Source organism: Streptomyces sp. ISL-43, from assembly GCF_018614195.1.
Taxonomy (GTDB): Bacteria; Actinomycetota; Actinomycetes; order Streptomycetales; family Streptomycetaceae; genus Streptomyces.
Window position 1 is genome coordinate 248,087 of record NZ_JAGGOT010000002.1, and the last position, 13,420, is coordinate 261,506.

Genomic DNA, 13,420 nt, shown 5'->3' on the forward strand with positions numbered 1-13,420 from the left:
CGGCGCGCGTACCTCACAAGTAGTCCTCCAAGCGAGCCACGGCGTACCCCTTGTCCGTGACGGTCTTCATGACATGACGGATCATGTCAGTCATGCTGCCCTTCCAGTCCTCTTTGCCCCGGAAATGGGTGAGGATGATGTCACCGGGGTGCAGGTCCTTGTCCCACTCCCGCCAGTCCATCCGGTTCGGGAAGGCCTCTTCGTTCCACAGCGGAACGGCCTTGATGCCGCAGGACTTGGCCGCGCGCAGCGTGTCCTCGTTGTAGTTCCCGTACGGCGGGCGGAACAGCGTCGGCCGCTTGCCGAACTGCTTCTCGATCGTGTCCTGCTGTCCGCAGATCTCCTGGCGCTGCTTCTCGTAGGAGAGCGCCGGCATGTAGCGGTGGTTGAGCGTGTGGTTGTTCAGCGTGACGCCCGCGGCCTGCATCTCCTTGAAGTACGGGTAGTTGTCCCGCACCAGGTAGTCGCTCAGGAACGCGGTGTACGGCAGCTTCAGCTCCTGCATCATCTTCAGGAACTCGGGGTCCTTCTCGGCGCCGTCGTCGATCGTCAGGAAGACGACCTTCTCCTCCGTGGGGACGGTGGTGAAGACCGGCGGCAGGTTCTCCTGGTCCTCCACCTCGAAGCCGTCCCGGGTGGAGATCTCCGGCTTCGTCTTGGGCGCCGCCGGGGCCATGAGCGGCGGTTTGACCAGGCCCCACTTCTTCGCGGCGACCGCCCGCGCCTGCTGGGCGGCCTTCAGCTTCGCGGCGTGGCCGCCGAGCGCTCCGGCCGCGCCGGCCGCCTCCGCGCCGGCGGCGGCCTTCGCCTTCGCGGCCTTGTCCGGCGTCCCGGGCTCCGCGGATCCGCACCCGGTCGCCAGTCCGGCGACCAGCAGTGCGGCCGTCGCGGCCATCCCCAACCGGCCTCGCGCTGCTGCCGCGAGCCGGTGACCCTGTTGCGTCTTATGTTCCTTTTGTCGGACTAGCTGCATAGCTGAGCATCCTGGCATCCGCCACGCGCCCGCCCCGGCCGACACCGCGAACGGAGTTCGACCTTCCTCCGACTGGCCCACCGTGGCCGACAATGGATCCCGTGACCCCCGAAGACTTCGCCGCGCTCCTCACCCCCGAGGGCCACGCCCTCCTCGACTCGCTCCGGGACTACGACCCCGCCCAGGAGCTCGCCGTCGCCACCCGGCTGCGCCGCGAACACCCCGCCGCGCTCGTCTCCGCAGCCCTCGGCCAAGCCCGCCTGCGGCAGCGCGCGGTGGCGAAGTTCGGGGCCGAGGACGCCCACCGGATGTACTTCACGCCCGGCGGCGGCGAGATGGCCACCCGCGCGTCGGTGGCCTCGTACCGCGCCGAGCGGCTGGCCGCCCTGGGCGTACGCAGCCTCGCGGACCTGTGCTGCGGCATCGGCGGCGACGCCCTGGCCCTGGCCCGGCTCGGCATCCGCGTCCTGGCGGTGGACCGCGACCCGCTGACCGTCGCCGTCGCGCGCGCCAACGCCGAGGCGCTGGGCCTGGCGGACCTGATCGAGGTCCGGGAGGCCGACGTCACGGAGGTCGACACCGCCGGGTACGACGCCGTCTTCATCGACCCGGCCCGCCGGGGCGGGCGCGGCCGCGTCTTCGACCCGGAGTCCTACTCCCCGCCCCTGTCGTGGGCCGTGGAGACCGCCCGCGCCGCGAAGTTCGCCGCCATCAAGATCGCCCCCGGGATCCCGCACGAGGCCGTGCCGGCGGAGGCCGAGGCCGAGTGGATCTCCGACCACGGCGACGTGAAGGAGGCCGTCCTGTGGTTCGGGACCGCCCCGGGCGAGATCCGCGCGACCCTGCTGCCCGGGCCGCGCGCCTTGGCGACCACCGATCCGCTGCCCGACCCGCAGGCCGGGCCCGTCGGCCGCTACCTCTACGAGCCCGACGGCGCCGTCATCCGGGCCCACCTCGTCGCCGAGGTGGCCGAGCAGCTGGGCGGCCGGCTGATCGACCCGACCATCGCGTACATCACCGCGGACGAGCTGCGCGCGACCCCGTACGCGACCTCGTACGAGATCACCGACGTACTGCCCTTCGGCCTGAAGAAGCTCAAGGCCCTGATGCGCGAGCGCGGGGTCGGCATCCTGACGGTGAAGAAGCGCGGCTCGGCGATCGAGCCGGAAGAGCTGCGCAGGAAGGTGAAGCCACAGGGGCCCCACTCCGCGACCGTGTTCCTGACCCGGGTCGCCGGGGCGCCCTCGATGCTGATCGGCTCACCGGCGGCGGCCGCCGCGGCCGGTGCCGAGCCCTCGGCCGGGGCTCAGGAGGCCGCGGGGCCGCGGCGGTAGAAGCGGACGGCCCACCGGTAGTGCGCGCCCGCCTTGCCGAGGCCGAGCAGGGCGGTGATCCACAGGATCATGCCGAGGCCCATGGTGTAGGCGACCTCGCCGTACGTTTCCGAGCCCGGCCGGGCCGCGGCCGCGGACCCGAAGGTCACCCAGAGCCCGAGCACGCCCAGGGCGAAGGAGGCCAGCAGCCAGGTCAGGCTGCGCGCCGGCGCGCGCATGGCGTGGTCGGCGGCCGGGTCCGGTTCCAGTTCCGCCCACGCGCACATCAGCCGGCGCACCTGCCGGTCCCGCTTGGCGCCCCAGGCGAACCAGAATCCGGCCGGGATCAGCACGCCGACCCCGAGCACGGCGAAGATCAGGCCGAAGACGTACGAGAGGGGATCGTGCGTCTCGATGGCCATCAGGGCCATGCCCACGAAGGACCAGCCGAGGGCGAAGACCGCCGACACCGCCCAGAGCAGCAGCAGCCGTCCGAAACCCAGACTCCGCCGCCCGAGCTCGTTCAGGAACCGGGCGCGGTCGGCCCGTACGGTGTTCTCGTCGAGCCAGGCGCGCAGGTGCGCGGGAGGGGGCGGCGGCGGCAGGTCAAAGCGGGGCATGCGCATGACCATATCCGCAGGCCGCGCGGAATCGCCGGGCCCCCGCCCGCAGGCTCAGCTTCCGCCGGCCACCTCGGACTCGACCGACTCGAAGCGCCAGCGGTGCACCGCCCGCGTAATCAAGTCGGCGTCCGGTTCCGGCAGTTCGGGGAGATCCTCGGCGACTCCGCCGGGCGCGTCCCACCAGGTGATGACGAGCACCCGGTCCTGCGGCGCCCGGAACACCTCGCGCCGCACCGGCTCTTGGGCCAGCACCCGCGAACGGGCCCACTCCAGCAGCTCGTTGCCCCGCCCGGGCACCGCCCGGGCCTCCCACATCAGCGCGACGGTGCTCACGAGTACAGGTTGTCCTTGCTCAGTTCGTGCACGTGGTCGTGGTCGTGGCCGTGCCCGTGGCTGTGCCCGTGGCCCTCTTCGCCGTCGGAACGGCCGTGAGAACGGCCTGGAACATGCGGGTCGGTCACCGGGAGCGAGGAGTCCGCCGACAGGTCCCAGTCCGAGGCGGGCCTGTTCCGCTTGACCATCTCCGCGCCCAGCGCCGCCACCATCGCGCCGTTGTCCGTGCACAGCCCCGGCCGCGGCACCCGCAGGACGATCCCCGCGTCGTCGCACCGCTCCTGCGCGAGCGAGCGCAGCCGGGAGTTGGCCGCGACACCGCCGCCGATCATCAGGTGGTCGACGCCCTCGTCCTTGCACGCGCGGATCGCCTTGCGCGTCAGCACGTCCACCACGGCCTCCTGGAAGGACGCCGCCACGTCGCGGACCGGCACGTCCTCGCCCGCCTTGCGCTTCGCCTCGATCCAGCGGGCGACCGAGGTCTTGAGCCCGGAGAAGGAGAAGTCGTACGCCGCGTCGCGCGGCCCCGTCAGCCCGCGCGGGAAGTTGATCGCCTTCGGGTCGCCCTCGCGCGCCAGCCGGTCGATGACCGGCCCGCCGGGGAAGCCCAGCTGCAGCACGCGCGCGATCTTGTCGAAGGCCTCGCCCGCCGCGTCGTCGATGGTCGCGCCGAGCGGCCGTACGTCGGAGGTGATGTCGGGGGCCAGCAGCAGCGAGGAGTGCCCGCCGGAGACCAGCAGCGCCATCGTCGGCTCGGGCAGCGGCCCGTGCTCCAGCTGGTCGACGCAGATGTGCGAGGCCAGGTGGTTCACCCCGTACAGCGGCTTGCCCAGCGCGTACGCGTACGCTTTCGCGGCCGAGACGCCCACCAGCAGCGCTCCCGCGAGGCCGGGGCCCGCGGTGACGGCGATGCCGTCGAGGTCGCGGGCGCTGACCCCGGCCTCCTTCAGGGCGCGCTCGATGGTGGGGACCATCGCCTCCAGGTGCGCGCGGGAGGCCACCTCGGGCACGACGCCGCCGAAGCGGGCGTGCTCGTCGACGCTCGACGCGATGGCGTCGGCCAGCAGGGTGGTGCCGCGGACGACGCCGACGCCGGTCTCGTCGCAGGAGGTCTCGATGCCGAGGACGAGCGGTTCGTCAGCCATGGGTCTCACTTCTTACGGCGTCTTGGAATGTCGGGGGCAGGGAGGTGGCGGGATCGGAGAGGCGCATCACGAGCGCGTCCACGTTGCCGGGCTGGTAGTAACCCCGCCGGAAGCCGATCGGCTCGAAGCCGAAGCGCTCGTACAGCTTCTGGGCGCGGGTGTTGTCCACCCGTACCTCCAGGAGCACCTCGGCGCACTCGAACGCGGTGGCGGCGTGCAGCAGGTCGGTGAGGAGCCGGGCGCCGAGCCCGGTGCCCCACTGGTCGCGCGCGGCCGCGATGGTCTGTACGTCGCCCAGGTCGCCGGCGGCGGCCAGCCCGGCGTAGCCGGCCAGGCGGCCGTCCGGGCTCTCGGCGACGACGTAGTGGCGGGTGGCCTCGGGGCCGCGCGCGCGGGCGAGCTCGGACCAGAACATCCCGGCGGACCAGGCGTCCTCGGGGAAGAGCTCGTGCTCCAGTTCCAGCACGGGCCCGATGTCCCACCAGCGCATCTCGCGCAGCAGCACGGCCGGGGCGGCCCCGGCGGCCGGGGCGGTCGGGCCGGTCACTGCGGGGTGACCACCTTGTAGTTCTTGGGCACCTGGGCGTCGGGCCGGCGCAGGTAGAGCGGGGCCGGGGGCAGGCCGTCGGCGTTCTCGAAGGCCGCTCCGGTGGCGAGGCGCTCGGCCGCCAGGGCCGCGAGAGCGCCGGCCGACTGGTGCTCGGGGTCCCGCGCGTCGGTGAAGACCTCCGGGTAGAGCCGCGCGCCCTGCCCGACGGCGGGCAGTGCGGCGACCCGCTCGGCGATGTCGGCCGGCCGGTCCACCGCGGGCTCGCCGAGCCGGGTGCGCGGGTCCTCGTAGCGGGCCCAGTAGACCTCCTTGCGCCGCGCGTCGGTGGCGACGGTGAAGGGGCCCTCGATCCCGGCGGCGCCGGCCGCGTAGGCCAGGCCGTCGAGGGTGCACAGCCCGTACACGGGCACACCGAGGACGGAGGCGAAGGTGGAGGCGGTGACGAGGCCGACCCGCAGTCCGGTGTAGGGGCCGGGGCCGACGCCGACGACGATGCCGGTGACGGCTTCGAGCTTGACCCCCGCCTCGGCGAGGACCTTGTCGACGGCGGGCAGCAGGAGCTCCCCGTGGCGGCGGGCGTCGACCTGGTTCGACTCGGCGAGTACGGACTCGCCGTCGTGCAGGGCGACGGTGACGGCGGGCGTGGCGGTATCTACAGCGAGCAAGAGCACGCGAACAGCCTACGACTCCGGGGCCCCGGGCCCTTGCGGCCGGTCTGCGGGCACCCCGGCTGCTACCTTCGACCCAGGTCTCAGGCCTGACCGTTCGACCGATCGTCCAACCGGTCGTCCGACGGACGGTCCAGCCGGCCGTTCGACGAGATGGACCATGCGGAGAGGTGGAGCAAGGTGGCACGCAGCAGCTCGGGAATCGTGGCCGGGCTCACCGTCGCGGCACTCGCCGTCGTCGGCTTCCTCGGCTACCAGGCCTCCGCCACCGCCCCCGCACACCCGCCGAAGGCCGTCGCCCAGACTCCCGCGCCCGCCCCGAGCGCCGCCAAGACGGACCCGGCGAAGCCGGTGCCCCTTCCGGCTGGCTCCGGCACCGGCGTGCGCGTCGTGTACTCGGTGAGCGCGAAGCGCGTGTGGCTGGTGGGCGCCGCCGGGCAGGAGCCGAAGTCGTTCGCGGTGATGCCGAGCACGGTCCATCCGACGCCGGGCAACTACACGGTGGGCTCCCGCCAGGGCGCCGTGACCGGCTCGGACGGGGTGCCGATCGAGCACGTGGTCCGGTTCGCGAGCCCGCAGGGGATCGTGGTCGGCTTCAGTGCCCGGGTGGACAACACGCTGCCGGCGCCCGACCCGAACAAGAAGACCGGCGGTGTCCGCATGACCCGCCCGGACGGCGACGCGATGTGGGCCTTCGCGACGATCGGCTCGAAGGTCGTCGTCGTTCCCTGACCGGGCTCCGGTGCGCCGGATCCACCCGAACGGGGGACCTCCGGGACCTCCGGGACCTTCGTCGTCTCCGCCTCAGGCCGCTTCGGACTCCGCGGCGGCCCGCTCGCTCCCCTCGGCCCCTTCCCGTAGGGGATCCGGGTGCTCGGCGTGCTCGCGCGCGGGCGGCGTCGACACGGCGCTGGCGGCGGCGCCCGCCGCGAGCAGCGCCCCCACGGACACGCCGGACGTGCGGGGAACGCGCGCTGCTCCTGCTGTCGACATGGCTGCCTCCTGGCCGGGGCCAGCCTGTACTTAGGTACGCCTAACCAGCCCTCGGTACCATGTGACCACGCGCGCTGCCACCCGCGCAATATCTTGCCGACGCCTTGTCGGCACGTTTACTCCGAGAGGACGCCCGCGAGGGTCTCCAGACCGGCCCCGGCGGACCAGCGCGCCCCGACCCCGCGGACCGCGACCTCCCGTACGTCGTCGAGGACCTCCTCGTGGCCGACCGCGCGCCGGATCACCACGTGCAGCCGGTCGTCGGACAGATCCTCGACCTTGCCGTCGCCCCACTCCACGACGACGACGGACTCGGGCAGTGAGACGTCGAGGTCCAGGTCCTCCATCTCGTCCAGCCCGCCGCCCAGCCGGTACGCGTCCACGTGCACCAGCGCAGGACCGCCGGTCAGCGACGGATGGACCCGGGCGATCACGAAGGTCGGCGAGGTCACCGCCCCCCGCACGCCGAGGCCCTCGCCGAGGCCGCGGGTCAGGGTGGTCTTGCCGGCGCCGAGCTCCCCGGTCAGCAGGACGAGGTCGCCGGGGCGCAGCAGCGCGGCGATCCTGCGGCCGAGGTCCTGCATGGCGTCGGGCGAGCCGACCGTGACGTGCGCCTCGGTGTCAGGCGCCTGCGCCCGCTCCGGTGCCTGCTCCTGGGCCTGGCTGCGCGGTACTTCCCGCGGTACTTCTTCCATGCCCGCCAACGTTAGCCGGTACGGACACCACCCCGGTGCGCGCCAGCAGCTCGGTGAGCAGCCGGGTCACCGTGTCCGGGTGCTCCAGCATCATCAGGTGCCCGGCGGACTCCAGGACCACCAGCTCGGCGGAGGGTAGCGCCTCCTTGATCGCCCGGCTGTGCCCGGGCGGCGTGACCATGTCGCGGTCCCCGGCGATGACGGTGACGGGGATGTCCGCGAACCGCTGGAGGGCGGCCGTCTTGTCGTGCGCCTGGAAGGCCGGGTAGAACTCGGCGACCACGTCGATGGGGGTGCCCTCGATGAGCCGCTCGGCGAAGCGGGCGACACCCGGGTCCACGTCGCGCGAGGCGAAGGAGTAGCTCCTGACCATCCCGGCGAACAGGTCGGCGGTGGCCCGCCGGCCCTTCTCCACCAGCTCCACCTGGGAGCCGAGCGCCTTGAGCACGCCGGGCAGGATCCGCCGTACCGCCCCGAAGCCGACGGAGGGCAGCCCGTACGTGACCTCGCCCAGCCCGCCGCTGGAAGTGCCGACCAGCGCCACCGCGACCACCCGGTCGCGGACGAGCTCGGGGAACTGGTCCGCCAGCCCCATGACGGTCATACCGCCCATGGAGTGACCGACCAGGATCAGCGGGCCCTCGGGCGCGGCGGCCGCGATGACGGCCGCCAGGTCACGGCCGAGCTGCTCGAAGGTCACCGGTTCGCCGTCGGCCTGGGCGAGGCCCCGCGCGCTGCGCCCGTGGCTGCGCTGGTCCCAGTACACGGCGCGGACCAGGCCCCGCAGGGCGGCGCGCTGGAAGTGCCAGGAGTCCTGCGCGAGGCAGTAGCCGTGGCAGAACACCACGGTCGGCTGGGCGGGGGCCTTGCGGCGCAGGCGGCGCCGCTTGCCCTCCTCGGGCAGCTCGTCGACCTCGTAGTAGAGCGCGGTGCCGTCCTCGGCCCGCGCGGTGCCGGGGGCGCCGCGCAGGGATCCGTAGTCCCCGGTCGCGTCGAGGGCGAGACGCGCCTTCATGCGCATGCCCCGCCCGACGGTGATCCGCTCGACCGCGACACCGGCCGCGGCGCCCGCGGCTATCACGCCGATGGCGGCGCCGGCCCAGCCGGCCTTGCGCCAGTTCTCGCTCACGCCGCCGTCCTCACTCAGCCGTTGCGGGACACCCGTTGACGTACACCCGGGGCACCCTGGCCCCGATACGGGTGACGATCTCATACGCGATGGTGTCCGCCGCTCGAGCCCAGTCCTCGGCCGTGGGCTCGCCGTGCGTGCCGTCGCCGAAGATGACGACCTCGTCGCCGACGCGGACGTGGTCGTCGCCGCGGAGGTCCACGACGAACTGGTCCATGGCGACGCGCCCGGCCGCGTACCGCGTCCTGCCGCCCAGGAGGACGGCGCCGCGGCCCGAGGCGTGCCGCGGGATCCCGTCGGCGTAGCCCGCCGGGATCAGCGCGAGACGGGTCTCGTCCTCGGTCACGTAGTGGTGCCCGTAACTGACGCCGTGCCCCGCGGGGACCTCCTTGACCAGGGCCACGAAGGCCTTCAGGGCCATGGCGGGCCGCAGGCCGAGCTGGGCGGAGGTGCCGAGCTCGGGAGCGGGCGACACCCCGTAGACCGCCAGCCCGCAGCGCACGAGGTCGAAGTGGCTCTCCGGCAGGGTGAGGGTCGCGGGCGAGTTGGCGATGTGCCGGACCTCGGGCTCGACGCCCTCCTTCTCGGCGTACGCGAGCATGTCGCGGAACGCGGCCAGCTGCGGCGCGATGGAGGGGTGGCCCGGCTCGTCGGCGCAGGCGAAGTGGGACCAGACGCCGGTGACGCGGACCGTGCCCTCGGCCTGGGCGGCGACGGCCGCGCCGACGAGCTCCGCCCAGTCGGCGGGCTGGCAGCCGTTGCGGCCGAGCCCGGTGTCGGCCTTGAGCTGGATCCGGGCGGTCCGCCCGGCGGCGCGGGCCGCCGCCCGTACCTCGTCCAGGGCCCACATCCCGCTGACGGACACGTCCACGTCGGCCTCGATGGCCTCCCGCCACGGCCCGCCGGGGGTCCACAGCCAGCACAGGATCCGCCCACCGATCCCGGCGGCGCGCAGCGCGAGCGCCTCGTCGGGCGTGGCGGTCCCGAGCCAGGTGGCCCCGGCCTCCTGCGCGGCCTTGGCGCAGGCCAGGGCTCCGTGCCCGTAGGCATCCGCCTTCACGACGGCCATCAGCTCGGACCGGGGCGCCCGCGCGCGCAGTGCGCGCACGTTCTCCCGTACGGCGTCAAGATCGATCTCGGCGTACACGCGCGTGGGTGTCTCGTTCATCCCCCCCAGTCTCTCAGAGCCCGCCCCCACACCCCGTCGACGCCTCCGGCTCGCCGCGCGCGCCTCCGGCGGCGGGCAGGGATCCGGTGACGTTCCGCCATGCCTCCGGCAGGGCTTCGGCCACCTGTTGCGCCAGCAGGGGGCCGCCGGCCAGGCGGGCCGCCAAGCCGTGGAGGTACGCCGCCACCGCCCCCGCGTCCGGCCCCGAGAGTCCGCCCGCCAGAAGGGACCCGGCCAGCCCGGACAGCACGTCCCCGCTCCCGGCGGTGGCCAGCCACGGAGTCCCGGTCGGGTTCACCCGGACAGGGGACCCGCCGGAGGCGACCAGCGTCGTCGACCCCTTCAGCAGGACCGCCGCTCCGTACCGCCCCGCCAGCTCCCGCACCGCGGCCAGCCGCCCCGCCTCCACCACCTCCCGCGCGACCCCGAGCAGCGCCGCCGCCTCCCCCGCGTGCGGGGTCAGCAGGGTCGGCGCCGTCCGCGCCCGCAGCGCCTCGGGGTCCAGTCCGCGCAGCCCGTCCGCGTCCACGAGCACCGGCACCGGCTCCGACAGCACCCGCGAGCCGTCCTCGTCGCCCAGGCCCGGCCCGACCACCCACGCCTGGACCCGGCCCGGCCCGATCAACGTCTCCGGATAGCGGGCCAGGACCGCCTCCGCGACGGCCGCCGGTCCCACGTAGCGCACCGCGCCCGCGCCGCCCCGCAGCGCCCCCGCCACCGCGAGCACCGCCGCGCCCGGGTAGCGCGCGGATCCGGCGATGATCCCGACCACGCCCCGCCGGTACTTGTCGCTCGTCCGCGTCGGCGCCGGCAGCAGCCCGGCCACGTCGGCGTGCTGCAGGGCCTGCGCGTCCGGCGGCTCCGGGAGGGTCAGCCCGATGTCCACCAGGTGCACCGCCCCGGCCAGCGAGGCCCCCGGGTCGATCAGCAGCCCCGGCTTGTACGCCCCGAAGGTCACGGTGGCGTCGGCCCGTACGGCCGCCCCCGCCACCTCCCCGGTGTCCGCGTCCACCCCGCTCGGCAGGTCCACCGCGACCACCGCCGCACCGGCCGGGATCCGCTCCACCAGCGCGGCCGCGGCCGGCCGCAGCCCGCCCCGGCCGCCGATCCCGACGAGCCCGTCCACGACGAGGTCCGCCCGCGGCGGTACCGCCTCGGCGAGCCGTCCGCCGGCGGCCCGCAGCGCGGCCAGCCCGCCCGCGTGCACCCGCGCCGGATCCATCGCCACCGCCGTCACGCCGGCGCCGCGCCGGGCCAGGCGCGCGCCCGCGTACAGCGCGTCGCCTCCGTTGTCCCCCGGGCCGACCAGCAGCACCACGCGCGCCCCGTAGACCCGGGGCAGCAACCGGGCGCAGGCGGCGGCCAGTCCGGCCGCCGCCCGCGCCATCAGGACGCCTTCGGGCAGCCGGGCCATCAGCTCGCGCTCGGCGGCCCGTACGGTCTCCACGCTGTAAGCAGTACGCATGGCACCAGCGTGCCCGTTAACCCTCGGCGATCACCACAGCGGACGCGACGCCCGCGTCGTGGCTCAGCGAGATGTGCCAGGACCGCACGCCCAGCTCCGCCGCCCGTGCCTCGACCGTCCCCGATACGCGCAGCCGCGGCTGCCCGCTGTCCTCGACGTACACCTCGGCGTCGGTCCACAGCAGCCCGCCGGGCGCGCCGAGTGCCTTGGCGAGCGCCTCCTTGGCCGCGAACCGGGCGGCGAGCGAGGCGGTCCCGCGCCGCTCACCGCCCGGCAGGGTCAACTCGGAGTCGACGAAGAGCCGTTGCGCCAGGTTCGGCGTCCGCTCCAGCGCGGCGCCGAACCGCTCGATCTCGGCAACGTCAATCCCCACACCGATAATCACAACTACAGACTCGCTTCGCTCACTCCACAGTCACCACTGCGCCCCATTGTCGGCGACCTGCTCCGCTCGCTTCGCTCACTCCACAGTCACCGACTTCGCGAGGTTACGCGGCTGGTCCACCTCGTTGCCCCGCGCGGTCGCCAGCTCGCACGCGAAGACCTGCAGCGGCACGGTCGCCACCAGCGGCTGGAGCAGCGTCGGAGTGGCCGGGATGCGGATGAGGTGGTCGGCGTACGGGACCACGGCCTCGTCCCCCTCCTCGGCGATCACGATGGTCCGCGCCCCGCGCGCCCGGATCTCCTGGATGTTCGACACGATCTTGTCGTGCAGCACCGAGCGCCCGCGCGGCGACGGTACGACGACCACCACCGGCAGGTCCTTCTCGATCAGCGCGATCGGCCCGTGCTTGAGCTCGCCCGCCGCGAAGCCCTCGGCGTGCATGTACGCCAGCTCCTTGAGCTTGAGCGCGCCCTCCAGCGCCACCGGGTAGCCGACGTGCCGGCCGAGGAACAGCACGGTGTTCTTGTCGGCCAGGGAGCGCGCGAGCTCCCGTACCGGCTCCATGGTCTCCAGTACGGTGTCCACCGCCGCGGCGATGTCCGACAGTTCGCGGATGACCGCCTGGATCTCGTCGCCCCACTTCGTGCCCCGCACCTGCCCGAGGTAGAGGGCGACCAGGTAGCAGGCCACCAGCTGCGTCAGGAACGCCTTGGTCGAGGCGACGGCCACCTCGGGGCCGGCGTGCGTGTACAGCACGGCGTCCGACTCGCGCGGGATCGTCGACCCGTTCGTATTGCAGACGGCCAGCACCTTGGCACCCTGCTCGCGCGCGTGCCGCAGCGCCATGAGGGTGTCCATGGTCTCGCCGGACTGCGAGATCGCGATCACCAGCGTCCGCTGGTCCAGGATCGGGTCGCGGTAGCGGAACTCGCTGGCCAGCTCCGTCTCGCACGGGATGCGGGTCCAGTGCTCGATGGCCAGCTTCGCGATCATGCCCGCGTGGTACGCCGTACCGCACGCCACGATCACGACCTTGTCGACCTCGCGGAGCACGGAGTCGGGGATCCGCACCTCGTCGAGCGTCAGCAGGCCGCCCGCGTCGATCCTGCCCAGGAGGGTGTCGGCGACAGCCTTCGGCTGCTCGGCGATCTCCTTGAGCATGAAGTAGTCATAGCCCCCCTTCTCGGCCGCCGAGGCGTCCCAGTCCACGTGGTACGCCCGCACCTGCGCGGGCGAACCGTCGAAGTTGGTCACCGAGACACCGTCGCGGCGGAGCTCGACGACCTGGTCCTGCCCCAGCTCGATCGCGGACCGCGTGTGGGCGATGAAGGCGGCCACGTCCGAGGCGAGGAAGTTCTCTCCCTCGCCAACGCCCACCACCAGCGGCGAGTTCCGGCGCGCGCCGACCACCACGTCGGGGTCGTCGGCGTGCACGGCGACCAGCGTGAAGGCGCCCTGCAGCCGCCGGCACACCTGCCTCATCGCCTCGGCGAGGTCCCCGCAGGCCGAGAAGTGCTCCGCCAGCAGGTGCGCCACGACCTCGGTGTCCGTCTCGGACTCCAGCCGGTGCCCGCGCTCGGCGAGTTCGGCGCGCAGTGCGGCGAAGTTCTCGATGATCCCGTTGTGCACGACGGCCACGCGCCCCGAATTGTCGAGGTGCGGGTGGGCGTTGACGTCGGTGGGACCGCCATGGGTCGCCCACCGGGTGTGTCCGAGCCCCGTGGAACCGGTCGGCATCGGGTGCCCGACCAGCTCCTTCTCCAGATTGACCAGCTTGCCGGCCTTCTTGACCGCGGCGAGCCCCCCGTCGGCGAGCACGGCGACACCCGCCGAGTCGTAGCCGCGGTACTCCAGCCGCTTGAGTCCGGCAATGACCACATCGAGCGCCGACTGCGCTCCCACGTAACCCACGATTCCGCACATAAGCCGCAGGGTACGCCTCAGTTGGTCTCCTGCCCCGTACCTGAACAAGACGAAACC

General features: G+C 73.6%; 15 protein-coding genes. 2 read left to right on the forward strand and 13 right to left on the reverse strand.

All coding sequences use genetic code 11. The annotated features are described in order from the left end of the window. Positions 1-13: 13 nt before the first annotated feature. Complete coding sequence (locus J7F03_RS01745) at positions 14-895, reverse strand: polysaccharide deacetylase family protein (RefSeq protein ID WP_251071236.1); 882 nt, start codon at positions 893-895, stop codon at positions 14-16. A 170-nt stretch (positions 896-1,065) separates the two neighbouring features. Between J7F03_RS01745 and J7F03_RS01750 the strand changes: the two genes are divergently transcribed. Further along, positions 1,066-2,307, forward strand: a complete 1,242-nt coding sequence (locus J7F03_RS01750; RefSeq protein WP_251071237.1) for a methyltransferase domain-containing protein — start codon at positions 1,066-1,068, stop codon at positions 2,305-2,307. Here the strand turns inward: J7F03_RS01750 and J7F03_RS01755 are convergent. Genes J7F03_RS01755 through tsaB form a run of 5 tightly spaced genes read right to left on the reverse strand, consistent with a single transcriptional unit; the run spans position 2,280 to position 5,608 of the window. Continuing rightward, positions 2,280-2,906: a hypothetical protein gene (locus J7F03_RS01755; RefSeq protein ID WP_251071238.1), complete on the reverse strand. Its 627-nt coding sequence runs from the start codon at positions 2,904-2,906 to the stop codon at positions 2,280-2,282. The two genes, J7F03_RS01750 and J7F03_RS01755, sit on opposite strands and share 28 nt — an antisense overlap. Positions 2,907-2,960: 54 nt before the next feature. Next, entirely contained in the window at positions 2,961-3,224 is a 264-nt protein-coding gene (locus J7F03_RS01760; RefSeq protein WP_214946987.1) for a hypothetical protein, read from the reverse strand. Positions 3,225-3,238: 14 nt separating this feature from the next. Continuing rightward, positions 3,239-4,387, reverse strand: coding sequence for a tRNA (adenosine(37)-N6)-threonylcarbamoyltransferase complex transferase subunit TsaD (gene tsaD / locus J7F03_RS01765; RefSeq protein ID WP_214946821.1), 1,149 nt, complete (start codon positions 4,385-4,387; stop codon positions 3,239-3,241). Further along, positions 4,380-4,877, reverse strand: coding sequence for a ribosomal protein S18-alanine N-acetyltransferase (gene rimI, locus J7F03_RS01770; protein WP_214946988.1), 498 nt, complete (start codon positions 4,875-4,877; stop codon positions 4,380-4,382). Before rimI ends, tsaD begins: the two co-directional genes overlap by 8 nt. 53 nt (positions 4,878-4,930) lie before the next feature. Further along, entirely contained in the window at positions 4,931-5,608 is a 678-nt protein-coding gene (gene tsaB, locus J7F03_RS01775; RefSeq protein ID WP_214946822.1) for a tRNA (adenosine(37)-N6)-threonylcarbamoyltransferase complex dimerization subunit type 1 TsaB, read from the reverse strand. Positions 5,609-5,785: 177 nt separating this feature from the next. Between tsaB and J7F03_RS01780 the strand changes: the two genes are divergently transcribed. After that, positions 5,786-6,337 carry a hypothetical protein gene (locus J7F03_RS01780; protein WP_214946823.1) on the forward strand — a complete coding sequence of 184 codons (552 nt, stop codon included), beginning with the start codon at positions 5,786-5,788 and terminating at the stop codon, positions 6,335-6,337. 72 nt (positions 6,338-6,409) lie between these two features. On the opposite strand, the gene J7F03_RS01785 is transcribed toward J7F03_RS01780, so the two are convergent. The 7 genes from J7F03_RS01785 to glmS all read right to left on the reverse strand — a co-directional run bounded on the left by J7F03_RS01785 (position 6,410) and on the right by glmS (position 13,363). Then, positions 6,410-6,598: a hypothetical protein gene (locus J7F03_RS01785; protein ID WP_214946824.1), complete on the reverse strand. Its 189-nt coding sequence runs from the start codon at positions 6,596-6,598 to the stop codon at positions 6,410-6,412. Between the two features lie 116 nt (positions 6,599-6,714). Then, entirely contained in the window at positions 6,715-7,293 is a 579-nt protein-coding gene (tsaE, locus tag J7F03_RS01790; protein WP_374104251.1) for a tRNA (adenosine(37)-N6)-threonylcarbamoyltransferase complex ATPase subunit type 1 TsaE, read from the reverse strand. Beyond that, positions 7,220-8,422 (reverse strand): alpha/beta hydrolase, encoded by a 1,203-nt coding sequence (locus tag J7F03_RS01795; RefSeq protein ID WP_308378912.1) that lies wholly within the window; start codon positions 8,420-8,422, stop codon positions 7,220-7,222. The genes tsaE and J7F03_RS01795 overlap by 74 nt, the downstream gene beginning before the upstream one ends. Before the next feature lie 10 nt (positions 8,423-8,432). Continuing rightward, entirely contained in the window at positions 8,433-9,590 is a 1,158-nt protein-coding gene (gene alr, locus J7F03_RS01800) for an alanine racemase (RefSeq protein ID WP_214946826.1), read from the reverse strand. Positions 9,591-9,603: 13 nt separating this feature from the next. Further along, positions 9,604-11,055 (reverse strand): NAD(P)H-hydrate dehydratase, encoded by a 1,452-nt coding sequence (locus J7F03_RS01805; protein WP_214946827.1) that lies wholly within the window; start codon positions 11,053-11,055, stop codon positions 9,604-9,606. Positions 11,056-11,071: 16 nt separating this feature from the next. Then, on the reverse strand, positions 11,072-11,440 hold the full coding sequence (locus J7F03_RS01810; RefSeq protein ID WP_214946828.1) for a holo-ACP synthase: 369 nt from the start codon (positions 11,438-11,440) through the stop codon (positions 11,072-11,074). 75 nt (positions 11,441-11,515) lie between these two features. Beyond that, positions 11,516-13,363 carry a glutamine--fructose-6-phosphate transaminase (isomerizing) gene (glmS, locus tag J7F03_RS01815; RefSeq protein WP_214946829.1) on the reverse strand — a complete coding sequence of 616 codons (1,848 nt, stop codon included), beginning with the start codon at positions 13,361-13,363 and terminating at the stop codon, positions 11,516-11,518. Positions 13,364-13,420: the final 57 nt, after the last annotated feature.

Bases quoted from the DNA above. Each gene is read 5' to 3' on its own strand.
- J7F03_RS01745 (WP_251071236.1), bottom strand. From the start codon at position 895: ATGGCCGCGACGGCCGCACTGCTGGTCGCCGGACTGGCGACCGGGTGC.
- J7F03_RS01750 (WP_251071237.1), top strand. From the start codon at position 1,066: ATGGATCCCGTGACCCCCGAAGACTTCGCCGCGCTCCTCACCCCCGAG.
- J7F03_RS01755 (WP_251071238.1), bottom strand. From the start codon at position 2,906: ATGCCCCGCTTTGACCTGCCGCCGCCGCCCCCTCCCGCGCACCTGCGC.
- J7F03_RS01760 (WP_214946987.1), bottom strand. From the start codon at position 3,224: ATGTGGGAGGCCCGGGCGGTGCCCGGGCGGGGCAACGAGCTGCTGGAG.
- tsaD (WP_214946821.1), bottom strand. From the start codon at position 4,387: ATGGCTGACGAACCGCTCGTCCTCGGCATCGAGACCTCCTGCGACGAG.
- rimI (WP_214946988.1), bottom strand. From the start codon at position 4,877: ATGCGCTGGTGGGACATCGGGCCCGTGCTGGAACTGGAGCACGAGCTC.
- J7F03_RS01785 (WP_214946824.1), bottom strand. From the start codon at position 6,598: ATGTCGACAGCAGGAGCAGCGCGCGTTCCCCGCACGTCCGGCGTGTCC.
- tsaE (WP_374104251.1), bottom strand. From the start codon at position 7,293: ATGGAAGAAGTACCGCGGGAAGTACCGCGCAGCCAGGCCCAGGAGCAG.
- alr (WP_214946826.1), bottom strand. From the start codon at position 9,590: ATGAACGAGACACCCACGCGCGTGTACGCCGAGATCGATCTTGACGCC.
- J7F03_RS01805 (WP_214946827.1), bottom strand. From the start codon at position 11,055: ATGCGTACTGCTTACAGCGTGGAGACCGTACGGGCCGCCGAGCGCGAG.
- glmS (WP_214946829.1), bottom strand. From the start codon at position 13,363: ATGTGCGGAATCGTGGGTTACGTGGGAGCGCAGTCGGCGCTCGATGTG.